We start from the raw sequence: 25,620 nt of genomic DNA, 5'->3' as shown, positions 1-25,620 counted from the left end.
ATCTGTGGGAGATGGGTGATGAACAGTCCTGTATCGCGTCGGGGTTTTCTCAAAGGCAGTGCCGTGTTGGGTGGCGGGCTGGTGGTGGCGTTTGTCGTCCCCGGCGGCCACAAGTTTGCCTATGCAGCCGAAAATGAAGGCAAGGTGTTCGCGCCCAATGCGTTTTTGCGCATTGCCGCAGACAACAGCGTCACCGTGTTGCTCGGGCATTCAGAGATGGGCCAGGGCATCTGGACCGGCCTGACCATGTTGATTGCCGAGGAGCTGGATGCCGATTGGTCGAAGATCCGCGTCGAGCACTCACCGGCGTCAGCGGCGGATTACGGCATGCCGGGGTTTGGCGGCATGCAGATTACCGGCGGCTCGACGTCGACGTGGATGGAGTTCGACCGTTATCGGCTGGCAGGCGCGACCGCGCGGCAGATGCTGGTCGAGGCGGCGGCGAAACGCTTTGAAGTGGCGCCATCGACGATTCGCACCGAATCGGGCGTGGTGATCGCCGGCGACAAACGCGCGACGTACGGCGAGCTGGCGGATGCTGCCGGGCAACTGCCGGTGCCGGATCCGAAGTCGATCACCTTCAAGGAGGCCAAAGACTGGAAAGTCATTGGCAAACCGACCAAACGCCTCGACACGCCGGAGAAAATCACCGGCCGCGCCAAGTTCGGCATGGACGTGCAGTTTGAGGGCTTGATGACGGCTATGGTCGCGCGCGCTCCGGTATTCGGCGCCAGCGTGAAATCTTTCGAAGGCGCTGAAGCGCTGGCGGTGCCGGGCGTGCACAAAGTGCTGCAAGTGCCGACGGGCGTTGCGGTGATCGCTGATCATTACTGGGCGGCGAAACTGGGTCGCGATGCGCTGAAGATCGATTGGGATCTGGGCCCGCATGCCGATCTGAGCAGCGAAAAATTGCTGACGAGTTTCCGCAAACTGGCCGGCACGCAAGGCACCTCGGCGAGTCAGGCCGGGGATGCCAAGGGCAGTTTCGGTAAAGCGGCGAAGAAGATCGACGTCGAATACAGCGTGCCCTATCTGGCTCACGCGCCGATGGAGCCGCTCAATTGCACGGTAAAGATCAGCGCCGAGAAATGCGAGATCTGGACCGGTACGCAGTTTCAGACGCTCGATCAAATGGTCGCCGGCAAAATCACCGGACTGAAACCGGAGCAGGTGGAAATCCACACCGAATTCCTCGGCGGCGGTTTTGGCCGTCGCGCCAACCCAACGTCAGACTTCGTCGCCGAAGCCGTGCAGGTGGCGAAAGCCGCCGCGATGCCAGTGAAAACCGTGTGGTCGCGCGAGGACGATATTCGCGGCGGTTACTACCGTTCGATGTTCCTGCATCAGGCGCGGATCGGGCTAGGTGCCGATGGTTTGCCTTCGAGCTGGCAGCATGTATTGGTCGGGCAGTCGATCATGGCCGGCACGATGCTGGAAAAAACCATGGTCAAGAACGGCGTTGATGCAACGTCGGTCGAAGGCGTTTCCGACAGTCCTTACGTCAAAGGCTTGGCCAATCACCAAGTCGATCTGCATTCGCCGCAAACCGGCATCAATGTGTTGTGGCTGCGCTCGGTGGGCCATAGCCATACCGGTTTCGTCATGGAATCGCTGATAGATGAAATGGCCACAGCGGCAGGCAAGGATCCGGTCGAGTACCGACGAACCTTGCTCAAGGATCATCCTCGGCATTTAGGTGTGCTCAATCTGGCGGTGGAAAAGGCCAACTGGAAAGCCCCATTGCCGGATGGCCATGCGCTGGGCGTGGCAGTACACGAATCGTTCGGCAGTTACGTGGCGCAGGTCGCCGAAGTGTCGCAGGACAATCTGGCGATTCGCGTGCATCGCGTGGTCTGTGCGGTGGATTGCGGGATCGCGGTGAATCCGCAGAGCATCGCTGCGCAGATGGAGTCGTGCATCACTTTCGGTCTGGGCATGGCGCTGCACAGCAAACTGACGCTCAAGGACGGCGCGGTCGTGCAGTCTAACTATCACGATTATCAGGTGTTGCGGCTCAACGAGATGCCGGTGGTGGAAGTGCACATCGTGCCCAGCAGCGACAAACCCGGCGGCATCGGCGAGGCCGGTGTGCCGCCGACCGCACCAGCCGTGGCCAATGCGGTGTTTGCCCTGACCGGGCAGCGCCTGCGCGAGTTGCCGCTGCAACTGTCGGGGGTGTGAGATGAAACGACATCTAGTGTTGGGCACGGTGGTTTTACTGGGGCTGGGCGGTTATGCCTCGGACCTGTTCGCCGATGATCAGGAAGCGCTGAAGGCGTTCGGCACGGTGCAGAAAGTCTTTCAAAGTCCGCGTTGCCAGAATTGCCACATTCCCGGTGATTCGCCGTTGCAGTTCGACGCCGGCATTCCCCACGCCATGAGCGTGGTGCGCGGCATGGACGGCAAGGGTGCCGCCGGTTTGCCGTGTGCGACCTGTCACGCGGAAAACAATCCGCCGGCCAGTTACGGCCCGCATGCACCACCGGGTGCGCCGCATTGGAGCCTGCCACCGGCGGCACACAAAATGGCCTGGATCGGCCTGCCACCGGACAAGCTCTGCGCGATGATCAAGGATCGCTCGAGCAATGGTGATCGCGACTTTGCCGCGCTGATCAAACACGTCAGCGAAGACAAACTGGTGCTGTGGGGCTGGAACCCCGGAGCAGGGCGCGCGCCGGTGCCGGTGCCGCACGATATTTTTGTCGCGCAATTCAAGCTGTGGGCCGATGCCGGCGGGCCGTGTCCGGTGGCGGGGATCTGATGAGAGGAACCCACGCGGATTTAACGCTACGCTGAAGAGCATTGATGCCAACGGAGTGTGCGAATGCTGGTTCCAGGAAAACCCGCCAATGAGGCTGCACGTCTTCAAGTGCTGCACGGCCTTGACCTGCTTGACTCGGCGCCGGAGGAGCGGTTCGACCGACTGACGCGACTGGCCAAGCGCCTGTTCAACGTGCCGATTGCACTGGTGACACTGGTCGACAAGGATCGGCAATGGTTCAAGTCCTGTGTGGGCCTGGATGCCACTGAAACGCCGAGGGATGTTTCGTTCTGCGGCCACGCGATACTTCAGAACGACCTGCTGCTGGTGCCCGACGCCAGGGAGGACGTGCGTTTCCATGACAACCCGCTGGTCACCGGTGCGCCGAATATCCGCTTCTATGCCGGCTACCCGTTGACCGTGCCCAACGGCAATAAAATGGGCACGCTGTGCCTGATCGACACCAAGCCCCGCGACCTCGACGAGGAAGAACGCGCGCTGTTGCGTGATCTGGCGGAAATGGCCGAGCAAGAGTTGGCCGCTGTGCAGATCGCGAGCATGGATGAATTGACGTTGTTGTCCAATCGCCGTGGTTTCAAGCAGTTGGCGCAGCATGCATTGGACGCCTGCGCGCGGCTGGAACGCCCGGCAACCTTGCTGTTTTTTGATCTGAATGATTTCAAGCAGATCAACGATCTGTATGGCCATGCCGAGGGCGACAGTGCGCTGAAGACCTTTGCCGATGTGCTGCGCATTGCCTTTCGCGAGAGTGATGTGGTCGGGCGCTTGGGCGGGGATGAGTTTGTCGCGCTGCTCACAGGTTCCAGCCATGTCGAAACCACGACGATCATGGCGCGGCTCAAGGACATTCTCGAAGAGCGCAACGCCACGTTGCACCGGGGTTATGCGATTCGCTTCAGCGTCGGCCAGATTGAATACGACGCCAAACGCCATGAGACCGTGGATCGGCTGTTGGCGGATGCCGATGGCGCGATGTATGCGCACAAGCAGGCCCTGAAGCGCTGCTAGCGAATGCACCGCAGATCCCCTGTAGGATTGGCGGTGAATCCAGGCATCACCTGTTCGATGACGCCGATGCACGACACGGCATTATTTGGGCGGAGTCAGGGTTGCATAAAACTTCAGCCATTGGTCCTGACTGTCATCGGTATCCTTGAGCGCCGGTGCGATCAGGGCGTGTTGCAGTGCCTGGCTTTCGTAGGCATCGAACAGATGCCGGACCGCGGTGCTGGCGATGGCGTCGACCTTTTTCGAGGAGAAAGTATCGGGAACATCGCTGCGCGTCTGCTGCGGCAAGGGTGCACCGTGAACCTCGAGGCGGGTGATGAGTGCGTTGCACGTGGCGTTGGCGTTGGGCAAGGTTCCGTTGCTATAGGCCTGGGCATCGAAAGGCAGCGATTTCGCCTTCGCGTTCATAGCAGACGGTGTCAGCAGGGCGATATCGATATCGCGCCTAAGGACAACCTCTGACCGTCGGGTGAAAATTTCGAACACCCTGTGCGTCGTTCCGCGTAACAGAGCAATGATGGCGAACGGTGCGGTGTCGCCAGCGGGTTTTATTTGTCCCGCAAGGTTTTTTGCTGAGGAGGGCAGTGGCTGCAGGGCGAGCAATTCCACGGTGTTGTCTTCGATGTCGAGCCGTTGCGCCAGCGGCAAACGGCAGAAGGCTTCCTTGATCAGGGTGATATGGGCGTTTTTCATTTGCTTGAGGCGAGCAGCAAGTGCCGCATGAAAGAGCGTCGGCACGTGACGAAGCCTGGCAAATGACGCGCTCATTGATGTCAACGAGACTTGCGCATGGTTCGATTGCCAGGCCTGCATATCAGTGGATAGCCTGGCGGCCAGATGCATTTCGATCAGCGAGTAACAGTCATTTTTCGCTGCTGGAAGGAACAGGGCCTTGTCCTCCAGATGCGCATTATCGACGAAGACCTTGCGCAGATCATTCAGGGCGACCGTGGCGGGCGTCGGGAATGTCGCGATAAAAGCCCGGCGGTAAAACTGGCTCATCTGTCGATTGTGGTTGCGAAAGGCAATATCGGCGCGCTTCAGCGAGACGGCGTCATAGAGGGTCGTCGAGCTTTCGGATTCGCGCTGGATCAAGCCTCTGACCACTGCCCAGTCCAGCACAGCCGAGGCGCAGGCATCACTGCGCAGGAACGTGTAGAAGTCAGCCGGAACCGGCCCTTTGGTCAGCGCGGACAATTGTTTGTACGTCATCAGGCGTGCCACGCCCGGAAAACGGTTTTCGATATAAAGCACGATCTGTTTCAACCTGACCCAGCGCACGCAACTCATGTAATTGATGTTTGCGGGAATATCACGGATCAAAAATTCCGGGGCGAGGCCGGACAACAAAAGATGGGTGGCCAGTGTCTTGTTTTTTACCAACGTCAGACCGAATTGGTGATCGATAAAGCGTCGCACCTCCTCGTAACTCTCGCCCCAGAAGAAATTGTCATTCAAGGGCTGGCCGATGATGCGGTCCAGATGCTCACCCGCCGTCGTGTCGAGGCTGAGAATCAGCGCCGCGATGAGCAGGCGCTCGCGATTGGTGGCCAGAAGTGCCTTGGTGTGAGCAGGCGCGGCAAGTTTGTCGAGTAATTCATTGCCCAATGCCTGGGCTCGCGCTGTGATCAGAATCCGGCTGATCAGATAATCGGCTTTGGCCTTGAGGGTGGCGAGAGGCAGATCGGTATCGACGCCTTCGCTCAGATAATCGATCAATGGCGCCGAGTCCTTGGGCAAGAACGCACGGGTGGTCTCAACGATGATTCGCCGTTGCTCGGCAGTGAAACGCTCGGTCTGCTTGCCGGGCTGACCTAATAAATACCAGTGATTCATGTGCCCGGGGCGCATGTGCAGGTTTGTCCTCTCCCATTTGGCGATGAGCAGTGCTTGCTGCACCGTTTTGGGCAGTGATATCTGGTAGAAACCCAGCATTTGCGCAAGGCTGACCTGGCCGCTGACGCGCAAAGCACCACCGGCTTCACGTGCCTGGGTCCTGAGTCGATCACGATAGGATTTCAGGCCGGCGTGTTTTTCCACTTGCGGTGTCAGCGTTACCCAGCCGTGCTCGCTGGACGTACCGACGTGACCGGTACTGGTCAGCAGCAGTTGACTGTCCGCAGGCAATTTGTGTTGCTGCAAAATAGCCTGGAACGCCGGTTCGGACCGCAGCTTGAGCAATTCACGCTGGCCTATTGCGATACGTTCACCCAGCGCCGAAACCGTAATCGGTTCACTGAGTTCTTCCAGATCAATTTTCGCCGTGGGGGTCTTGTTCCAGCTCAGGTCTTCCAGACGCCGGACGATATGCCGACAGTCTTCGATATCGGCGAATTCATCCTGATAGTGCTTGATCCGGATTCCCGTCTGTACATATTCGCTGACGTAGGGCAGCGGCGGCCAGTTGTGCTGTCGCAAGCGTTGCGCAAGCGCCCGAGCCTCCTCGACATTTTCCGGTTGAGGCCATCCATAGCTCGCCAGAAGCTGACCGAGCTTGAGACGCGGGCCGCCGCGCGTGGCCAGGACGGACGCCGATTTGAGTGACATGGGAGTGTTGGCGAGGCTGCGTTGCTCGAACGGATCGCTGGTGCGCACCACTTCATCGATGGTTTCGGCGATGACTTTAATGTCCTGCAACTGCGCGGTACGTTCCTTGACCACCGCAGAGGTGGTGTTGCCGTGTTGATCGATTCCAGCAAGTCCGACAGCCTTCAGTTCGGCGACGATCATTTTGGCCTGAAGCGTGTTTTGCGGCTCCGGATACCCGTAAAACGCCAGTACCACTTCACGGGGAAACCGATACAGCGGATTGGCGGATTTACCACCAATGTAAGGCAAGCCGAGTCTGCCGGGGTCGATGTGCTGGGCGATGGACAATAACATCGGCGCCATCTGCCACCAGCCGGAGTCATCTTCCAGCGTGAATGTGCGCAGGCTCGTGGTGCCGTTTGACGGAATCTGCGCTTGCAGGGTGTCGCCCTTGAGACGCAAGGTATCGAGATCGATGTGGAAGCGGCTGGCCCAGTCCAGAAACTCGGGACGCTCAAGGGCTGCCCAGTAAAGCTCCATCCATTCGCGCAACAGGCATGCGCGAGGGATTTCAAGCGTACGCGAAGGGGCGCCGGGCGTAACCACGGGGGCTGCGGTCAGCTCGGCAATAAGGTTTTGAATCAGGGTCTGTTGCGGGGGCAGGGTGGGTGGTGTGTCGCTCATCTGTGCTCTCCTTGGCGGCTGACAGGCATCAAGCGCCGATTATCGAGCGAGGGACAGCAGACCGGGCGGTACATATGTAGTGCAGGGGCGGTTTATCTCAGGCATAAAAAAACCCGCCAGATCGGCGGGTTTTTTATTGGCTAAGCGAAGATCACTCTTCGATGTTGCCCATGGCGGTGGTGTTGAAGCCGCCGTCGACGTACATGATTTCGCCGCTGATGCCCGACGCCAGGTCGGAGCACAGGAAGGCGCCGGCGTTGCCGACTTCGTCGATGGTGACGTTGCGACGCAGCGGGGTTTGCGCTTCGTTGGCGGCCAGCATCTTGCGGAAGTTCTTGATACCCGAGGCTGCCAGGGTGCGGATCGGGCCAGCCGATACGCAGTTGACGCGGGTGCCGTCCGGGCCCAGGGAGCCGGCCAGGTAACGCACGCCAGCTTCCAGCGAAGCCTTGGCCATGCCCATGACGTTGTAGTTCGGCATGGTGCGCTCGGCGCCCAGGTACGACAGGGTCAGCAGGCTGCCGTTGCGGCCTTTCATCATTTCGCGGCCGGCTTTGGCCAGGGCCACGAAGCTGTAGGCGCTGATGTCGTGAGCGATGCGGAAACCGTCACGGGTGGTGGCTTCGGTGAAGTCGCCGTCCAGTTGGTCGCCCGGGGCGAAACCAACGGAGTGGACGATGCAGTCCAGGCCGTCCCACTTCTTGCTCAGTGCTTCGAAGACCTTGGCGATTTCTTCATCGCTGGCCACGTCGCACGGGAAGCACAGCTCAGGGCTCGAACCCCAGCCTTGGGCGAATTCTTCAACACGACCTTTCAGTTTGTCGTTCTGATAAGTGAAGGCAAGCTCAGCGCCCTCGCGATGCATGGCGGCAGCGATGCCGGATGCGATGGACAGCTTGCTGGCGACACCGACGATCAGTACGCGCTTACCGGCGAGAAAACCCATGTGTTGCTCCTCTTTCAGGTTATTGCGCAGTGGCTGGTGCCAAAAAAGCGGCTTCCAGCAACTGCTGTGTATACGGATGTTGGGGGGCGGCAAAAATACTTTGCGCGTCTCCCTGTTCGACCACTTGGCCATGCTTGACCACCATCAACTGGTGGCTCAGCGCTTTGACGACAGCCAGGTCATGGCTGATAAACAAATACGTCAGGTTGTACTTGGCTTGCAGTGAACGCAACAGCTCCACCACTTGCCGCTGCACCGTCCGGTCGAGCGCCGACGTCGGCTCGTCCAGCAGGATCAGCGCCGGTTTCAGCACCAAAGCCCGGGCAATGGCGATTCGTTGCCGTTGCCCACCGGAAAATTCGTGGGGGTAGCGGTGCCGGGTTTCCGGATCCAGACCTACCTCCTTCAATGCCGCAATAATCGCCGCCTCTTGCTCCTCGGCGATGCCCATCTTGTGAATCCGCAGGCCTTCGCCAACGATATCGCTGACGCACATGCGCGGGCTCAGGCTGCCAAACGGGTCCTGAAACACCACCTGCATCTCCCGACGCAACGGGCGAACCTCGTTCTGCGTCAGGCAGTCTAGCTGCTTGCCTTCAAAGCGGATCGCGCCTTTGCTGCCGATCAGCCGCAAAATCGCCAGACCCAGCGTGGATTTGCCGGAACCGCTTTCCCCCACAATCCCCAGAGTCTGACCCTGAGGCAGGCTGAAATTGATGCCGTCCACTGCCTTGACGTGATCCACCGTGCGTTTGAGCAGGCCTTTCTTGATCGGGAACCAGACTTTCAAGTCCTCGACTTCGAGCAACGGCGCACCGATTTTATTGCTCGCCGGGCCTCCGCTGGGCTCCGCGCCGAGCAATTCCCGAGTGTACGGATGCTGCGGCGAACGGAACAGCTCTGCGCACGATGCCTGTTCGACGATGCAACCGCGCTGCATGACACATACACGATGCGCAATTCTTCGCACGAGGTTCAAATCGTGACTGATCAGTAACAGCGACATGCCCAATCTGGCCTGCAATTCCTTGAGCAAATCGAGAATTTTCAGCTGAACGGTCACGTCCAGAGCGGTGGTCGGTTCGTCGGCAATCAGCAGTTCAGGCTCGTTGGCCAGGGCCATGGCGATCATCACCCGTTGGCGCTGACCGCCAGAGAGTTCGTGGGGCAGGGCCTTGAGGCGCTTGTGCGGCTCGGGGATGCCGACCATCTCCAGCAGCTCCAGCGTTCGCTTGGTCGCGACTTTGCCGGTCAGGCCCTTGTGGATGCCGAGGACTTCGTTGATCTGCTTCTCGATCGAGTGCAGAGGATTCAGCGAGGTCATCGGCTCCTGAAAGATCATCGCGATGCGGTTGCCGCGAATGTGCCGGATGGTTTTTTCGCTCAGCCCCAGCAGGTTTTGCCCGGCATAGTTGATGCTGCCGGCCGGATGACGGGCCATCGGGTAGGGCAGCAGGCGCAGGATCGAGTGCGCGGTCACCGATTTGCCCGAGCCGGATTCGCCCACCAGCGCGAGGGTTTCGCCGCGCTTGATGTCGAAACTCACGCCTTCGACGACCCGGTGTACGCGCTCGCCGAAACCGAATTCGACGGCGAGGTCGCGCACTTCGATCAGATTGTCCTGATTCATTTCACTTCCTCGGGTCGAAGGCATCGCGAGCGGACTCGCCGATAAACACCAGCAAACTCAACATCAGCGCCAGCACGGCAAACGCGCTCATGCCCAGCCACGGCGCTTGCAGGTTGGATTTGCCCTGGGCGACCAGTTCACCCAGCGACGGACTGCCGGCCGGCAAACCGAAACCGAGGAAGTCCAACGCGGTGAGGGTGCCGATGGCGCCGGTCAGGATGAACGGCATAAACGTCATGGTCGAAACCATCGCGTTGGGCAGGATGTGGCGGAACATGATCGCGCCGTTCTGCATACCCAGTGCCCGCGCCGCACGCACGTATTCGAGGTTGCGACCACGGAGGAACTCGGCGCGCACCACGTCGACCAGACTCATCCACGAGAACAGCAGCATGATCCCCAGCAGCCACCAGAAATTCGGCTGGACGAAACTGGCGAGAATGATCAGCAGGTACAGCACTGGCAGCCCCGACCAGATCTCCAGAAAACGCTGCCCGGCCAGATCGACCCAGCCGCCATAGAAACCCTGCAACGCGCCGGCAATCACGCCAATGATCGAACTCAACACGGTCAGCGTCAGCGCGAACAGCACCGAAATCCGGAAGCCGTAAATCACCCGCGCCAGCACATCGCGACCCTGATCGTCGGTGCCGAGCAGGTTGTCCGCCGAGGGTGGCGCCGGCGCCGGGACTTTCAGGTCGTAATTGATGCTTTGGTAGTTATAGGGAATCGGCGCCCACAGCACCCAGGCATCCTTGGCCTTGAGCAGTTCGCGGATGTACGGGCTCTTGTAGTTGGCTTCCAGCGGGAATTCGCCGCCGAACGCAGTTTCCGGGTAGCGCTTGATCGCCGGGAAGTACCAACTGTTGTCGTAATGCACCACCAACGGCTTGTCGTTGGCGATCAGCTCGGCGCCGAGGCTCAGGCCGAACAGGATCAGAAACAGCCACAGCGACCACCAGCCGCGCTTGTTGGCCTTGAACAGTTCGAAGCGGCGGCGGTTGAGAGGGGACAGGTTCATCTCAATGCTCCCGGCTTTCGAAGTCGATGCGCGGATCGACCAGGGTGTAGGTGATGTCGCCGATCAGTTTCACCACCAGCCCCAGCAGGGTGAAGATGAACAGCGTGCCGAACACCACCGGGTAGTCGCGGTTGATCGCCGCTTCGAAACTCATCAGGCCCAAACCGTCGAGGGAGAAAATCACTTCCACCAGCAGAGAGCCTGTGAAGAAAATGCCGATAAACGCCGACGGGAACCCGGCAATCACCAGCAGCATGGCGTTGCGGAACACGTGGCCGTAGAGCACGCGATGACGGGTCAGGCCTTTGGCTTTGGCGGTGACCACGTATTGCTTGTTGATCTCGTCGAGGAAGCTGTTTTTGGTCAGCAGGGTCATGGTCGCGAAGTTGCCGATCACCAGCGCCGTCACTGGCAGCGCCAGGTGCCAGAAATAGTCGAGGATCTTGCCGCCCATGCTCAGTTCATCGAAGTTGTTCGAGGTCAGGCCCCTTAGCGGGAACCAGTCGAGATAACTGCCGCCGGCAAACACCACGATCAGCAGGATCGCAAAGAGGAACGCCGGGATCGCATAGCCGACGATGATCGCCGAACTGGTCCACACATCGAAGTGGCTGCCGTGCCGCGTGGCCTTGGCGATCCCCAGCGGGATCGACACCAGGTACATGATCAGCGTGCTCCACAGCCCCAGCGAGATCGACACTGGCATCTTTTCCTTGATCAGGTCGATGACCTTGGCGTCGCGGAAGAAACTGTCGCCGAAATCCAGCTGCGCGTAGTTCTTGACCATGATCCACAAACGTTCCGGGGCCGACTTGTCGAACCCGTACATGTGTTCGATTTCCTTGATCAGCGCCGGATCCAGCCCCTGCGCGCCGCGATAGGACGAGCCGGCCACCGACACCTCGGCACCGCCGCCGGCAATCCGGCTGGTAGCGCCTTCGAAGCCTTCGAGCTTGGCAATCATCTGTTCCACCGGGCCACCGGGCGCGGCCTGGATGATCACGAAGTTGATCAGCAGAATGCCGAACAGGGTCGGGATGATCAGCAGCAGTCGCCGAAAAATATACGCCAGCATCTGATTACTCCGTGCCCGCAGGGTCGGTTTGCAGTTTGGTTTCGACTTCTATCGCAGGTTTCGCGTTCGGCTTGACCCACCAGGTACTGATGCCGATGTCGTATTTCGGTGAGACCTTCGGGTGGCCGATGTGATTCCAGTAAGCCACGCGCCAGGTCTTGATGTGCCAGTTGGGCACTACGTAATACCCCCATTGCAGCACACGATCGAGTGCGCGGGCGTGGGCCACCAGGCTTTTGCGCGAGTCAGCGTTGATCAGGTTCTCGACCAGTTGATCGACGATCGGGTCTTTCAAACCCAAAGTATTGCGGCTGCTCGATTTATCGGCAGCGGCGCTCATCCAGTATTCGCGCTGCTCGTTACCTGGCGAGTTGGACTGCGGAAAACTGCCGACCATCATGTCGAAGTCCCGCGAGCGCACGCGGTTGATGTACTGCGAAACGTCGACGCGGCGGATCACCAGATCGATGCCGAGGTCGCTGAGGTTGCGCTTGAACGGCAGCAATACGCGCTCGAACTCGGTCTGCGCCAAGAGAAATTCGATCACAACAGGTTTGCCCGTGGCGTCGACCATTTTGTCGTCGACAATCTTCCAGCCGGCCTCTTGCAACAGTTGGTAGGCCTCGCGCTGCTGGGCGCGGATCATGCCGCTGGCGTCGGTCTTGGGATTGTCGAACGCTTCACTGAACACCTGCGCCGGCAGCTTGCTGCGGAACGGCTCAAGGATCGCTCGTTGATCGGCGTCGGGCAGGCCGGTGGCGGCCATTTCCGAGTTCTCGAAATAGCTGCGGGTACGGAAGTAGGCACCGTTGAACAGTTGTTTGTTGGTCCATTCGAAGTCGAACAACAAGCCCAGCGCCTGACGCACGCGCACATCCTGAAACACCGGGCGGCGCAGGTTGAAGACGAAACCCTGCATGCCGGTCGGGTTGCTGTTGGCGATCTGTTCCTTGATCAGGCGGCCTTCAGTGACGGCCGGAATGTTGTAGGCGTTGGCCCAGTTTTTTGCGGCCATCTCCAGCCAGTAATCGAACTGGCCGGCCTTCAAGGCTTCAAGGGCGACGGTGTTGTCGCGGTAGTAATCGGTGGTCATCGTGTCGAAATTGTAGAAACCGCGATTGACCGGCAGGTCCTTGCCCCAGTAATCCTTGACCCGCTCGTAACGCACCGAACGTCCGGCCTTCACTTCGGCGACCTTGTACGGGCCGCTGCCCAGCGGAATCTCCAGGTTACCCTTGTTGAAATCGCGATCGGCCCACCAGTGTTTCGGCAGCACCGGCAACTGGCCGAGGATCAGCGGCAACTCGCGGTTGTTGCTGTGCTTGAACTTGAACAGCACCTTGAGCGGATCTTCAGCGACGACTTCGGCGACATCGTTGTAGTAACCGCGAAACATCGGCGAGCCTTCCTTGGTCAGCGTGTTGAAGCTGAACACCACGTCGTCCGCGCGCACCGGGTGGCCGTCATGGAAACGTGCTTCGGGGCGCAGATAGAAGCGCACCCAGCTGTTGTCCGGGGCTTTTTCGATTTTGCCGGCGATCAGGCCGTATTCGGTGAACGGCTCGTCAAGGCTGTGCTTGGTCAGGGTGTCGTAGATCTGCCCGAGGTCATCGGCCGGCACACCCTTGCTGATAAACGGGTTGAGGCTGTCGAAGCCGCCGAAGCCGGCCTGACGGAACACGCCGCCCTTGGGCGCGTCGGGATTCACGTAGTCGAAATGCTTGAAATCGGCCGGGTATTTCGGTGGCTCGTTGTACAAGGTCACGGCGTGTTGCGGGGCGGCCAAGGCCAGCCCGGCGAACAGCAAGCCGCTGGCCTGGACGAGCAGGGCGCGGATCGGTTTCATTGATCTTTCTCCGAAGACTTCAGCCACCATGCGCTCAGGCCCAAGGTGTAGGGCGGCGTGGTGACGAAGGCCAACCGGTTGCGGTAGGCCAGACGGTGATAATTGAGGTACCAGTTGGGAATGCTGTAGTGCTGCCAGAGCAGCACGCGGTCGAGCGCCTTGCCGGCGGCGACCTGTTCGTCGCGGGTGCGCGCGGCGAGCAATTGTTCAAGCAGGTGATCGACCACCGGATTGGCGATCCCCGCGTAATTCTTGCTGCCCTTGACGTTCACCTGACTGGAGTGGAAGTACTGCCACTGCTCAAGGCCTGGGCTTAAGGTCTGGTTGAGCGTCATCGAGATCATGTCGAAATCAAATTGATCGAGGCGCTGTTTGTACTGCGCCCGATCCACGGTGCGCAGGCGCGCGTCGATGCCGATGCTGTTGAGGTTCTCGATGTACGGCTGGTACAGGCGCTCCAGGTTCGGATTGACCAGCAACAGCTCGAAGCGCAGCGGTTGGCCGTCAGCATTTTGCAGGCGCTGACCGTTGAGCTTCCAGCCAGCTTCGGCGAGCAACGCCAATGCCTTGCGCATGGTTTCCCGGGGAATGCCGCGACCGTCTGTTTGCGGCAACGTGAACGGCTCGGTGAACAGCTTGGCCGGCAGTTGATCCTTGTACGGCTTGAGCATCAGCCATTCCCCCCCGACCGGCAGGCCGGAGGTTGTGAATTCACTGTTGGGGTAGTAACTGGTAGTGCGCTTGTAGGCATCGCTGAACAGTGCGCGGTTGGTCCACTCGAAGTCGAACATCAGGCCCAGCGCTTCGCGGGTTTTCACATCGGCGAAGGTGGCGCGGCGGGCGTTCATGAACAGACCCTGACTTTGGGTCGGGATCTGATGCGGGATCTGCGCCTTGATCACGTCGCCACGGCGTACGGCGGGGAAGTTGTAGCCGTTGGCCCAGTTCTTCGCCTGATGCTCGATGTAGATGTCGAACTCGCCGGCCTTGAACGCTTCGAAGGCCACATCGCTGTCGCGGTAGAACTCGACTTCCATGCGATCGAAGTTGTACTTGCCGCGATTGACCGGCAAGTCCTTGCCCCAGTAATCCTTGACCCGCTCGAAGATCAACTGCCGACCCGGCGTCACCGATGTGATGCGATAGGGGCCGCTGCCCAGTGGCGGTTCGAAGGTGGTGGCCTTGAAGTCGCGGTCTTTCCAGTAGTGCTGCGGCAGCACCGGCAATTCACCGAGGCGCAGGATCAGCAGCGGATTGCCCGAGCGCTTGAGCACGAAGCGAATGCGCTGTTTGTTGAGAATGTCGACCCGCAGTACTTCTTGTAGGGCAGTGCGGTACAGCGGATGGCCGTCCTTGAGCAGCGTTCGATAGGAGAACGCTACGTCGTAGGCGGTGATCGGCGTGCCGTCGTGAAAACGCGCTTCCGGGCGCAGATTGAACACCACCCAGCTGCGATCTTCGCTGTACTCCACCGATTGCGCGATCAAGCCGTAACTCGAGGCGGGCTCGTCACCGGATGGCGAATATTGACCGGTGCCGACCATCAACGGCTCGTTCAGCTCATTGATGCCGTATTGGAGGAAATTCGCTGTAGTGACCGGGCTGGTGCCCTTGAAGGTGTACGGGTTGACCGTATCGAAGGTGCCGAACGCCATCACCCGCAACGTACCGCCCTTGGGCGCTTGCGGGTTGACCCAGTCGAAGTGGGTAAATCTGGCCGGGTACTTGAGCGTGCCGAACTGCGCATAACCGTGACTTTCGGTAATCGTCGCGCTTGCGGTTGAGCTCAAGGCCAGGCTGATCAGGAGCAGGAGGAGGGGACGCTTCAAGTCAGATCCGATCCAGGCGGCTTGGGCTTAGTGGGCCGTACAGTAACAGCTTGTCTGGACTGGAAAAAGATGGGAGTTAATGCGCGGTTAATCGTTTGCGCGAAGAGCCCCTCACCCTAACCCTCTCCCAGAGGGAGAGGGGACTGACCGAGTTGTTTCTTCGAGCTACGCCGACCTGAGCTGTCGAGTCGAACTCACGTTTTGAAAAGCCCCTCACCCTAACCCTCTCCCGGAGGGAGAGGGGACTGATCGTGGTGTTTGGGCGAATTGCACCGACGTGCGATACCGAGCCGGACTCAGAATCTGAAAAGCCCCCGATCGGCTCCCTTTCCCCCTCGCCCCCTTGGGGGGAGAGGGCTGGGGTGAGGGGGATGGATCTAATACACAACACAAAAACGTGATGCAAAAAAAAGCCCCTGAAAACTCAGGGGCTCTTCATCAGTGCGGCTGGTAAACCGTGAGCATCTGCCCCGGCTTCAACGCTTTACCCGCACCCGGATTCCAGCGCTTGAGATGCTGCATCTCAACGTTGAAGCGCTTGGCCACCACGTACAGCGTGTCGCCGCGCTTGACCTTGTACTGGGTCTGCTGCGCGCTGTCGTCCTTGCCTTTGCTCTTGCTGTTGGCCGCAATCACTGTATTGACGCGCCCAGACTTGCGAGCCGGCGCACGTTTGCTGGTGTCTTGCATCACCAGGGTCTGGCCGACCTTGAGGTTCTTGCCGGTCAGCTTGTTCCAGCGTTGCAGATCCTTGACTTCGACCTTGTTGGCCTTGGCGATGGAGCCGAGGTTGTCGCCACGCTTCACGCGGTAAGCACGCTTGAGTTTTGCCACCTCGGAAGGATCGGCACCCTCGAACACCGGCTTCAGCGAACGCGGGCTGATCAGCTCGTCAGGCCGCATGGTCTGCAGGCTGGCGGTCAGCAGTTGCGCCTTCGACGTTGGCACCAGCAAATGCTGAGGGCCATCGATGGTGGTGCGTTGCTTGAAGGCCGGGTTGAGCTGGAACAGTTCGTCTTCGTCGATATTGGCAACCGCGGCGACCTTGGACAGATCCATGCGCTGGTTGATTTCGACGACCTGGAAGTACGGTTCGTTGGCGATCGGGTTGAGGTTGACCCCGTAGGCTTCCGGCGCCAGTACCACTTGCGACAGCGCCAGCAGCTTCGGCACGTACGCCTGGGTTTCCGCCGGCAGCGGCAGGTTCCAGTAGTCGGTTGGCAGGCCAAGCTTTTCGTTGCGTTCGATCGCGCGGCTGACCGTACCTTCGCCGGCGTTGTACGCCGCCAGGGCCAGCAGCCAGTCGCCGTTGAACATGTCGTGCAGGCGGGTCAGGTAGTCCATCGCTGCGGTGGTCGAGGCAGTGATATCGCGACGGCCATCATAGAAGCGGGTCTGACGCAGGTTGAAGTAACGCCCGGTGGACGGAATGAACTGCCACAGACCCACCGCATCGGCGCGCGAATAGGCCATCGGGTTGTAGGCGCTTTCAATCACTGGCAGCAGGGCCAGTTCCAGCGGCATGTTGCGTTCTTCGAGGCGTTCGACGATGTAGTGAATATAGAGACTGCCGCGTTCGCCGGCATTCTCGAGGAAAGAGGGATTACTGGCGAACCACAGGCGCTGTTGCTCGATGCGCGGGTTGACGCCGAGACCTTCCTGCAGCTGAAAGCCCTGGCGCATGCGTTCCCAGATGTCCTGGGGAACCTGTGGGCTGGGCTTTTCGGTCAGCCAGATCGGCTTCTGCTTGGCTCGCGCAGCAATGTTCGGCGTATGGGTCGCTTCAGTCTGCGGAGCATGGCTGGAACAGCCCGCCAGCGTGGCGGACACAGCCACCGCGATGGCTTGCGCCAGGCGGGTCAATGCGTCTGAATTGACGGACTTACGTATGGATGACGACATTGGCTGGAAGTAAGTTCCGGGCAAAAATGTCGGGCGATTCTAGAAAGCGCACCCCTTGCGGTCAACCATTCAGAATTTTTGTACCAGGCAGCGGGGTACTTAGAACTTATCTTTCCAAGCCCGCAGAGCCGCAAATACCTCACTCGGCGCCCGGTTTTGAGCGCCTGCCCGTTCGTCCACTTTTTGTGTAACTAATGTTTCAGTGGTACGCAAAAACGGGTTTGTGAGTTTTTCCAGAGCGAGGGTCGAGGGCAGGGTCATCACGCCGTTTTGCCGTTGCTGGGTGACTTTTTCCAGACGGGCGGCAATGTCCGGGTTGCTCGGTTCGACGGCGGCGGCAAACTTCAGATTGCTCAGGGTGTATTCATGGGTGCAGTAGACCAGCGTATCTTCCGGTAACGCGGCGAGTCGCCCGAGCGAGTGGTGCATTTGCTCCGGTGTGCCTTCGAACAAGCGGCCGCAACCGGCAGCGAACAGGGTGTCGCCGCAGAACAGCAAGCCGTGGTGGTAATAGGCGATGTGTCCCAAAGTGTGACCGGGCACCGCATAGACGTCGAAATCCCAGCCGAGCACGCTGACGCTGTCGTTGTCCTTGAGCGCCACGTCGCGCCCGGGGATGTTTTCGCTGGCCGGGCCGTAAACGGTCGCGCCGCTCGCGGCTTTCAGGCGTTCGACGCCGCCGACGTGATCATGGTGATGGTGGGTGATCAGGATGTCGCTCAAGACCCAGCCTGGGTGCGCTGCAAGCCACGCCTGTACCGGTGCGGCATCGCCGGGATCGACCACCGCGCAGCGCTGGGTACGGTGATCCTGTAACAACCAGATGTAGTTGTCGGTGAACGCGGGCAGGGCACTGATCTGTATCATCGTCGGAATTCGCCAAGCGGAAAACATTGGCGCATCTTAGTAGTTCCTGGCGCTTTGGAGAATGCGATGAGTGATAAAGCGTTCGCACAGGCTGATCCTGACTGGCTGGCCCTGATCGGTGCAGCCCGTGAATGGCTGTCCGGCCCGCTCGGGCAATTTCTGCTCGATGAAGAGCGGCGCATGCTCGAAGACGAGTTGGGCCGATTCTTTGGCGGTTATCTGGTGCATTACGGTCCATCGGCCGAAACCCCGCCGGCGGCGCCGCAAGTTCAGCGCAATGTGCGCCTCGGTGCGCCGTTGCCGGGGGTCGAGATTGTCTGCGAAGAGCAGGCCTGGCCGCTGAGCGAGCACGCCGCCGACGTGGTGGTGATGCAGCACGGCCTGGATTTCTGCCTGTCGCCCCACGGTTTGCTGCGTGAAGCAGCGAGCAGCGTGCGCCCCGGCGGGCATTTGCTGATCATCGGCATCAACCCGTGGAGCACCTGGGGCTTGCGCCATGTTTTCGCCCACGACGCATTGCGTCAGGCGCGCTGCATCTCACCGTCACGGGTCGCTGACTGGCTCAATCTGCTCGGCTTCGCGCTGGAGAAACGCCGCTTCGGGTGCTATCGTCCGCCGCTCGCGTCGCCCAAGTGGCAGGCCCGTCTGGCCGGCTGGGAACGCAAGGCCGGTGACTGGCAACTGTCGGGCGGCGGCTTCTATTTGTTGGTCGCGCGCAAGATTGTGGTCGGGCTGCGACCGTTACGTCAGGAGCGCCGCGAGCCGATGGGCAAGCTGATTCCGCTGCCGATGGCCAAGGTCAATCGCCGGCGCATCGAACCGTAAACCTTCTTTTATTTGTGGCCGGGTTTGTCCCGGCCTCGGTCATTGTCGATCCGTGATCGGCAAGACAGGCATTTTTCTGGATAGAGTGGCATGAGCGAAAGCGTTGAAAGCGTCGACACTGTAGAACTGTTCACTGACGGCGCCTGCAAAGGCAATCCCGGCCCGGGCGGCTGGGGCGCCTTGCTGGTGTGCAAGGGCGTCGAAAAGGAACTGTGGGGCGGCGAAGCCAACACCACCAACAACCGCATGGAACTGCTCGGCGCGATCCGCGGCCTCGAAGCCTTGAAGCGCCCGTGCGAAGTGCTGCTGGTGACCGACTCGCAATACGTGATGAAGGGCATCAACGAGTGGATGGCCAACTGGAAAAAACGTGGCTGGAAAACCGCGGCCAAAGAGCCGGTGAAGAACGCTGATCTGTGGAAAGAGCTGGACGAGCAGGTCAACCGCCACAAGGTCACCTGGAAATGGGTGCGTGGGCACATTGGCCATCACGGTAACGAGCGGGCGGACCAGTTGGCGAACCGTGGGGTGGATGAGGTTCGCGGTTACAAGCAGAGCTGATTTCGCCTCTGAACCGTGGTGCGGCCATTCGCGAGCAGGCTCGCTCCCACAGGGAAATGCATTCCTGATCTGATGCCCCTTCCCTGAATTGGAATGCATTCCAATGTGGGAGCGAGCCTGCTCGCGAATGAGGCGCCACTGTCCACCTGAAACACCCCACCGAGCGTGTTAACATCCGCGTTTTTTGCAAGATCGACCCGTTGAGAGCTGAACACTGATGGCCACCAGATCCGTTGTACTCGATACCGAAACCACCGGCATGCCGGTGACCGATGGTCACCGGATCATTGAAATCGGCTGTGTCGAACTGATCGGCCGACGCCTGACGGGCCGGCATTTTCACGTTTACCTGCAACCGGATCGCGAGAGTGATGAAGGCGCCATCGGCGTCCACGGTATTACCAACGAGTTCCTGGTTGGCAAACCACGGTTTGCCGAAGTGGCCGATGAGTTCTTCGAATTCATCAAGGGCGCGCAGCTGATCATCCACAACGCGGCGTTCGACGTTGGCTTCATCAACAACGAATTCGCTTTGATGGGCCAGCACGATCGCGCTGACATCACCCAGCACTGCTCGATCCTCGATACCTTGATGATGGCCCGGGAACGTCACCCGGGGCAGCGCAACAGCCTCGATGCGTTGTGCAAACGTTATGGCGTCGACAACTCGGGCCGTGAACTGCACGGCGCCTTGCTTGACTCGGAGATTCTCGCCGACGTCTACCTGACCATGACCGGCGGCCAGACCAGTCTGTCGCTGGCGGGCAATGCGTCTGACGGTAATGGCACGGGCGATGGCGCGGACAACTCGGCGACCGAGATTCGTCGTTTGCCGGCGGATCGCCAGCCAGCGCGAATCATTCGTGCGACTGAAGATGAGTTGGCGGCGCATCTGGTGCGGCTGGAAATTATTGCCAAGTCTGCCGGTGGCCCGGCGTTATGGACGCAGATCGCCGAAGCCGACGCCCAAGCCTGAAGATCAAAAGATCGCAGCCTGCGGCAGCTCCTACATTGGAATGCAATCCCCTGTAGGAGCTGCCGAAGGCTGCGATCTTTTGTTTTTGGCGCCATGAAGCCAAGTGGCCACCCTCGCCACTTTCGCTGCAACCCTCTACCCTGAGTGCATTGGCCGATTCAATTCTGCCGCCTCGGGACACTGAGCCTCATGTACAAAGATTTGAAGTTTCCGGTGTTGATCGTCCATCGCGACATCAAGGCCGACACGGTCGCCGGTGACCGTATCCGTGGCATCGCCCGGGAGTTGGAGCAGGAAGGGTTCAATATCGTTTCGGCTATCGACTACACCGAAGGGCGGTTGGTGGCATCCACCCACCATGGCCTCGCCTGCATGCTGATTGCCGCCGAGGACGCCAGCACCAACTCGCATCTGTTGCAGAACATGGCCGAACTGATCGGTCTGGCGCGGGTGCGCGCACCGGATCTGCCGATCTTCGCCCTCGGCGAGCAAGTCACTCTGGAAAACGCTCCGGCCGATGCCATGGCCGAGCTCAATCAACTGCGCGGCATTCTCTATCTGTTCGAAGACACCGTGCCGTTCCTGGCCCGGCAAGTCGCGCGGGCGGCGCGCAAGTATCTGGATGGTTTGCTGCCGCCGTTTTTCAAGGCGCTGGTGCAGCACACCGCCGATTCCAATTATTCCTGGCACACCCCCGGTCATGGCGGTGGGGTGGCCTATCACAAGAGTCCGGTGGGGCAGGCGTTTCATCAGTTCTTTGGTGAAAACACCCTGCGTTCGGATTTGTCGGTGTCGGTGCCGGAGCTTGGCTCGCTGCTCGATCACACCGGGCCACTGGCCGAAGCCGAAGCGCGCGCGGCGCGCAATTTCGGCGCCGATCACACCTTTTTCGTGATCAATGGCACCTCAACGGCTAACAAGATTGTCTGGCACTCGATGGTCGGCCGTGACGATCTGGTGCTGGTCGATCGCAACTGCCACAAGTCGGTGTTGCACGCGATCATCATGACCGGCGCGATCCCGTTGTACCTGTGCCCGGAGCGTAATGAACTGGGAATTATCGGCCCGATCCCGCTGAGCGAATTCAGCCGCGAATCGATTCAAGCGAAGATCGACGCCAGCCCGCTGACCAAGGGCCGCGCACCAAAAGTCAAACTCGCGGTGGTCACCAACTCGACTTACGACGGCCTCTGCTACAACGCCGAGCTGATCAAACAAAGCCTCGGCAATAGCGTCGAAGTGCTGCATTTCGATGAGGCTTGGTACGCCTACGCGGCGTTTCACGAGTTCTTCGCCGGGCGTTACGGCATGGCCACCTCGCGCAGTGACGACAGTCCGCTGGTGTTCACTACCCATTCCACGCACAAACTGCTCGCTGCCTTCAGTCAGGCCTCAATGATTCATGTGCAGGATGGCGGCGCGCGGCAACTCGATCGTGACCGTTTCAACGAAGCGTTCATGATGCACATCTCGACCTCGCCGCAGTACAGCATCATCGCCTCACTCGATGTTGCCTCGGCGATGATGGAGGGCCCGGCCGGGCGTTCGCTGTTGCAGGAAACCTTTGATGAAGCGCTGAGTTTCCGTCGCGCGCTGGCCAATCTGCGCCAGCACATTGCCGCCGATGACTGGTGGTTTTCGATCTGGCAGCCGCCGGGTGTCGAAGGCATTGATCGCGTACAGACCGAGGATTGGCTATTGCAACCGGATGCCGACTGGCATGGTTTCGGCGAGGTCAGTGACGATTACGTCTTGCTTGATCCGATCAAGGTCACGCTGGTGATGCCGGGGCTGAATGCCGGCGGTGCGCTGAGCGAGAAGGGTATTCCGGCGGCGGTGGTCAGCAAGTTTCTATGGGAACGTGGCCTGGTTGTTGAAAAAACCGGTCTGTATTCATTTCTGGTGTTGTTCTCCATGGGCATTACCAAAGGCAAATGGAGCACATTGCTCACCGAGCTGCTGGAGTTCAAACGCAGTTACGATGCCAACGTACGCCTCGATACCTGCCTGCCGTGCGTGGCCCAGCAAGACACCGCGCGTTATCGCGGCATGGGCCTGCGCGATTTGTGTGATCAGTTGCACGCCTGCTATCGCAGCAATGCCACGGCCAAACACCTTAAACGCATGTACACCGTGCTCCCGGAAATCGCCATGAAGCCGGCTCACGCCTATGATCATCTGGTGCGTGGCGAAGTCGAAGCGGTGCCGATCGATGAGCTGGAAGGCCGGATTGCAGCGGTCATGCTCGTACCGTATCCGCCGGGGATTCCGCTGATCATGCCCGGCGAACGCTTTACCGAATCGACCCGCTCGATCATCGATTACCTGAAATTTGCCCGCACGTTCGATAGCAGCTTCCCCGGTTTTGTCGCTGATGTGCATGGACTTCAACATGAAGATGAAGGCAATGGACGGCAGTACACCGTCGATTGCGTCAAGGAATGAGGACTTTTCCCAGTATGCAACCGGTCATGAATCCGAAATACCCAGGGCTGTCGGTGCGTGTCGCCGATGAAGGCTTTGCGCCGTATATCTGGGGCAGCGACTTCAGTTTCGAAGTTGCGGCTTATGGAGCCGCCGTGATTGGTCAGCCCGTTGAGCAGTGGCGGGTCACGCCGATCGTGCCTTATCGCAAGTGCTACGGCATCGATCCGGAGGAGTTCAGCGCCTTTCACAATGCGCCCGACAGCGCGATTTTCATGGCGTATCTGGACGATGAACCGGTCGGCCATCTGGTGATCAGCACCAACTGGAATGGGTTTGCGCATATCGACGAGTTGGCGGTGCACGCGCCGGCGCGTCGGCATGGTGTGGCCAAGGCACTGCTCGATGTCGCCCAGTTCTGGAGCCGCAAGAAAAAGCTGCCGGGGATCATGCTCGAAACCCAGAACAACAACCTCGGGGCCTGTCGATTGTATGAACGCTGCGGTTATGTGATTGGCGGAGTCGACCAATTGCGCTATCGCGGCATCGACCCGAACACCGCCGAAGTGGCGCTGTTCTGGTATCGATTGTTCGATAATCCGCTGGAAAACCCGCTCAGCTCGACAGCATCGCCTCGGCTTGTTCCGTGATGATCGTCAGTAACGTCTGAATCGCTGATGACGGCGCGGAGTGCTTGAAGGTCAGGGCATAGAGGCTGATCGGCACGGCCGGCGACAGCGGGCACACGTCGAGTCCGGCGGCGCGCGCGCCCAGTGCGGTGAACGGGTCGACGATGGCCAGGCCTTCGCCGGCCTCGACCATGCTGCGCATCATCTGATGGGTTTGTACGCGGGTCTGGATGCTCGGCGCCGGACGCAGGGCCTGGAGCTTGTTTTCCAGCGCCGGGCTCAGCGGGTCCTGGCCTTCAAGACCGACCATGGCCTGACCCGCCAGATCCTGCAGGGAAATGTATTTCTGTTTCGGTTGCAGCCAGCCGTGGGGCGCGAGCAGTTGCAGCTTGCCCTGGGCCAGTGGCCGGCAATCAATGTCGGGATGTTCGGGATCGTGCAGGCTCAAGCCCAGATCAATTTCGCGCAATAACAGGCTGCGGACGATGTCGCGGGTCGGTGCGCTGAGCAGGCTGCACGGTGCATCGGGCAGACGTCGGCGCAGGGCGGCGAGACTGTGTGGGAGTAATTGTTGCGCCAGCGGCGGGGTGCCGATGATGCGCAAGGGCGGGGCGAGGTATTGCTTGAGGCTGCTGGCCAGGCGCTGCACTGGCTCCAGCGCTTCATAAACGTGGGCGATTTCGACCTGCAACGCCCGTGCTTCGGGCGTCGATTGCAGGCGTCCGCGCACGCTGGAAAACAGCATGAACCCCAACTGACTCTCGGCTTCGCGCAAACGCTCTTCGACCTCGGTCACCGGCAACTGCAGCCATTCGGCCGCGGTGCCCAGGTGACCGGTCTGCAAGAGCGCCTGAATCACTTCGATATGACGTAAACGCATGCGTGAAGTCCATGTTCAGCAGGTGGGGTCAGTGGCTGAATCCTACCCCAAGTCTGCGCATATGACTTCTGCTCATAACGGCCAGTTATGAAGCGACGGTTGGCTCGGGCTCGCGGATCAGGGTGATGCCTGACTGAACCAGGAGAAACTCGTTCTCGTTGACCTTGTTGACGCGATCGCCAATGGCCAACTTGTAAATCGGCTCCGAGCCAGTGGAACCGTCTGCCGACGGGTTGGATTCCTGGAACTCATGCACGGAATAAACGCGGCCTTCCGCATCTCTTGCATGGAACTGACCGACCAGTACTGCTGCCATCTGCTTAGAACCTCTGGAGATAAAACGCTTGATTTGCGGCTTGGTAGACCGCCATCAAGGCCTGTAAGTTTTCCTACAGGAAAAAAATAATCAACACGCGGGAATTTACCTCGGGTGCTGGTGGAATCGTCACCGGATCATCTATAACTACGGGCTCCTCCCACGGACCATCGAGAGTTCTTCCATGAGCAATGTCTACAACGTCGCTGTAGTGGTCGGTAGCCTGCGTAAAGCATCGATCAACCGCAAGGTCGCCCTGGCACTGGCAGAGCTGGCCCCGGCCAACCTCAAGCTCGAGATTGTCGAAATTGGCGATCTGCCACTTTATAACGAAGACATCGACGGTGATTCACCGCCGGCAGCCTACAGCACTTTCAGGCAAAAAGTGGCGTCATCCGACGCGGTGCTGTTTGTCACCCCCGAGTACAACCGTTCGGTGCCGGCGCCGTTGAAAAATGCCATTGACGTTGGTTCGCGGCCTTATGGCAAGGCTGTCTGGAGTGGCAAACCGGGGGCGGTGATCAGTGTATCGCCCGGTGCAATCGGTGGTTTCGGCGCGAATCAGCATCTGCGCCAGTCGTTCGTGTTTCTCAATGTGCCGTGCATGCAGCAGCCGGAAGCGTATCTGGGCGGCGCGGGTTCGGCGTTTGATGAGGCGGGCAAGTTGAGTGAAACGGTGAAACCTTTTCTGCAGAGTTTTATCAATGCGTACGGACAATTCGTAGAGCAACACAAGAAGTAAGCTCACCGAAATTCCCTGTGGGAGCGAGCCTGCTCGCGAAGGCGTCGTCAGTCGTTGCATCAATGGCGACTGACAGTGCGCTTTCGCGAGCAGGCTCGCTCCCACAGGTTATCTTTCTGGCTCGGCACTCGTCGTGGCCTTTTTACCT

At 59.7% G+C, this 25,620-nt stretch carries 20 protein-coding genes; 9 read left to right on the top strand and 11 right to left on the bottom strand.

What is annotated here, in order from left to right; genetic code table 11:
- The first annotated feature begins 18 nt into the window (after positions 1-18).
- The 3 genes from QOM10_RS17470 (at position 19) to QOM10_RS17460 (ending at position 3,790) form a co-directional block, all read left to right on the top strand.
- Positions 19-2,181: a xanthine dehydrogenase family protein molybdopterin-binding subunit gene (locus QOM10_RS17470; protein ID WP_316916625.1), complete on the top strand. Its 2,163-nt coding sequence runs from the start codon at positions 19-21 to the stop codon at positions 2,179-2,181.
- Position 2,182: 1 nt separating this feature from the next.
- Positions 2,183-2,761, top strand: coding sequence for a hypothetical protein (locus QOM10_RS17465; RefSeq protein WP_127928585.1), 579 nt, complete (start codon positions 2,183-2,185; stop codon positions 2,759-2,761).
- A gap of 63 nt (positions 2,762-2,824) precedes the next feature.
- Positions 2,825-3,790, top strand: coding sequence for a sensor domain-containing diguanylate cyclase (locus QOM10_RS17460; RefSeq protein ID WP_150750892.1), 966 nt, complete (start codon positions 2,825-2,827; stop codon positions 3,788-3,790).
- A gap of 81 nt (positions 3,791-3,871) precedes the next feature.
- On the opposite strand, the gene QOM10_RS17455 is transcribed toward QOM10_RS17460, so the two are convergent.
- The 9 genes from QOM10_RS17455 to gloB form a co-directional block, all read right to left on the bottom strand.
- Positions 3,872-7,003: a hypothetical protein gene (locus QOM10_RS17455; protein ID WP_316916624.1), complete on the bottom strand. Its 3,132-nt coding sequence runs from the start codon at positions 7,001-7,003 to the stop codon at positions 3,872-3,874.
- A gap of 151 nt (positions 7,004-7,154) precedes the next feature.
- Complete coding sequence (gene fabI, locus QOM10_RS17450) at positions 7,155-7,949, bottom strand: enoyl-ACP reductase FabI (protein WP_007910591.1); 795 nt, start codon at positions 7,947-7,949, stop codon at positions 7,155-7,157.
- Positions 7,950-7,968: 19 nt separating this feature from the next.
- Positions 7,969-9,579 (bottom strand): ABC transporter ATP-binding protein, encoded by a 1,611-nt coding sequence (locus tag QOM10_RS17445; protein WP_160040743.1) that lies wholly within the window; start codon positions 9,577-9,579, stop codon positions 7,969-7,971.
- Position 9,580: 1 nt separating this feature from the next.
- Positions 9,581-10,600 (bottom strand): ABC transporter permease, encoded by a 1,020-nt coding sequence (locus QOM10_RS17440; protein WP_160040741.1) that lies wholly within the window; start codon positions 10,598-10,600, stop codon positions 9,581-9,583.
- A 1-nt stretch (position 10,601) separates the two neighbouring features.
- A complete protein-coding gene (locus QOM10_RS17435) occupies positions 10,602-11,675 on the bottom strand; it encodes a microcin C ABC transporter permease YejB (protein ID WP_160040739.1) in 1,074 nt (357 codons plus the stop codon).
- A 4-nt stretch (positions 11,676-11,679) separates the two neighbouring features.
- Positions 11,680-13,521, bottom strand: a complete 1,842-nt coding sequence (locus QOM10_RS17430; RefSeq protein ID WP_127928575.1) for an extracellular solute-binding protein — start codon at positions 13,519-13,521, stop codon at positions 11,680-11,682.
- Positions 13,518-15,350, bottom strand: coding sequence for an extracellular solute-binding protein (locus QOM10_RS17425; RefSeq protein ID WP_316916623.1), 1,833 nt, complete (start codon positions 15,348-15,350; stop codon positions 13,518-13,520). Before QOM10_RS17425 ends, QOM10_RS17430 begins: the two co-directional genes overlap by 4 nt.
- Before the next feature lie 438 nt (positions 15,351-15,788).
- Entirely contained in the window at positions 15,789-17,252 is a 1,464-nt protein-coding gene (locus tag QOM10_RS17420; protein WP_102899186.1) for a transglycosylase SLT domain-containing protein, read from the bottom strand.
- 99 nt (positions 17,253-17,351) lie between these two features.
- Positions 17,352-18,119: a hydroxyacylglutathione hydrolase gene (gene gloB, locus QOM10_RS17415; protein ID WP_316916622.1), complete on the bottom strand. Its 768-nt coding sequence runs from the start codon at positions 18,117-18,119 to the stop codon at positions 17,352-17,354.
- Positions 18,120-18,185: 66 nt separating this feature from the next.
- Between gloB and QOM10_RS17410 the strand changes: the two genes are divergently transcribed.
- From QOM10_RS17410 to QOM10_RS17390, 5 genes are all read left to right on the top strand, one after another.
- On the top strand, positions 18,186-18,944 hold the full coding sequence (locus tag QOM10_RS17410; protein WP_007910573.1) for a class I SAM-dependent methyltransferase: 759 nt from the start codon (positions 18,186-18,188) through the stop codon (positions 18,942-18,944).
- 90 nt (positions 18,945-19,034) lie between these two features.
- Positions 19,035-19,505 carry a ribonuclease HI gene (gene rnhA / locus QOM10_RS17405; protein WP_007910572.1) on the top strand — a complete coding sequence of 157 codons (471 nt, stop codon included), beginning with the start codon at positions 19,035-19,037 and terminating at the stop codon, positions 19,503-19,505.
- Between the two features lie 217 nt (positions 19,506-19,722).
- Positions 19,723-20,481, top strand: coding sequence for a DNA polymerase III subunit epsilon (gene dnaQ, locus QOM10_RS17400; protein ID WP_038366028.1), 759 nt, complete (start codon positions 19,723-19,725; stop codon positions 20,479-20,481).
- A 189-nt stretch (positions 20,482-20,670) separates the two neighbouring features.
- Positions 20,671-22,926 (top strand): Orn/Lys/Arg decarboxylase N-terminal domain-containing protein, encoded by a 2,256-nt coding sequence (locus QOM10_RS17395; protein WP_127928569.1) that lies wholly within the window; start codon positions 20,671-20,673, stop codon positions 22,924-22,926.
- Positions 22,927-22,940: 14 nt separating this feature from the next.
- Positions 22,941-23,555: a GNAT family N-acetyltransferase gene (locus tag QOM10_RS17390; RefSeq protein ID WP_034152338.1), complete on the top strand. Its 615-nt coding sequence runs from the start codon at positions 22,941-22,943 to the stop codon at positions 23,553-23,555.
- Here QOM10_RS17390 and QOM10_RS17385 read toward each other — a convergent pair.
- The gene (locus QOM10_RS17385) at positions 23,521-24,414 is read right to left on the bottom strand and encodes a LysR family transcriptional regulator (RefSeq protein WP_150750900.1); all 894 of its coding nucleotides are present in this window, start codon (positions 24,412-24,414) and stop codon (positions 23,521-23,523) included. The genes QOM10_RS17390 and QOM10_RS17385 overlap by 35 nt on opposite strands.
- An 85-nt stretch (positions 24,415-24,499) precedes the next feature.
- Positions 24,500-24,730: a hypothetical protein gene (locus tag QOM10_RS17380; RefSeq protein WP_095118425.1), complete on the bottom strand. Its 231-nt coding sequence runs from the start codon at positions 24,728-24,730 to the stop codon at positions 24,500-24,502.
- 184 nt (positions 24,731-24,914) lie between these two features.
- Between QOM10_RS17380 and QOM10_RS17375 the strand changes: the two genes are divergently transcribed.
- Positions 24,915-25,472, top strand: a complete 558-nt coding sequence (locus tag QOM10_RS17375) for an NADPH-dependent FMN reductase (protein WP_077572393.1) — start codon at positions 24,915-24,917, stop codon at positions 25,470-25,472.
- Positions 25,473-25,620 lie beyond the last annotated feature (148 nt).

Source organism: Pseudomonas sp. P108 (assembly GCF_032613195.1).
Lineage (GTDB): Bacteria > Pseudomonadota > Gammaproteobacteria > Pseudomonadales > Pseudomonadaceae > Aquipseudomonas.
This window is presented reverse-complemented; position numbering and strand designations above follow the sequence as displayed.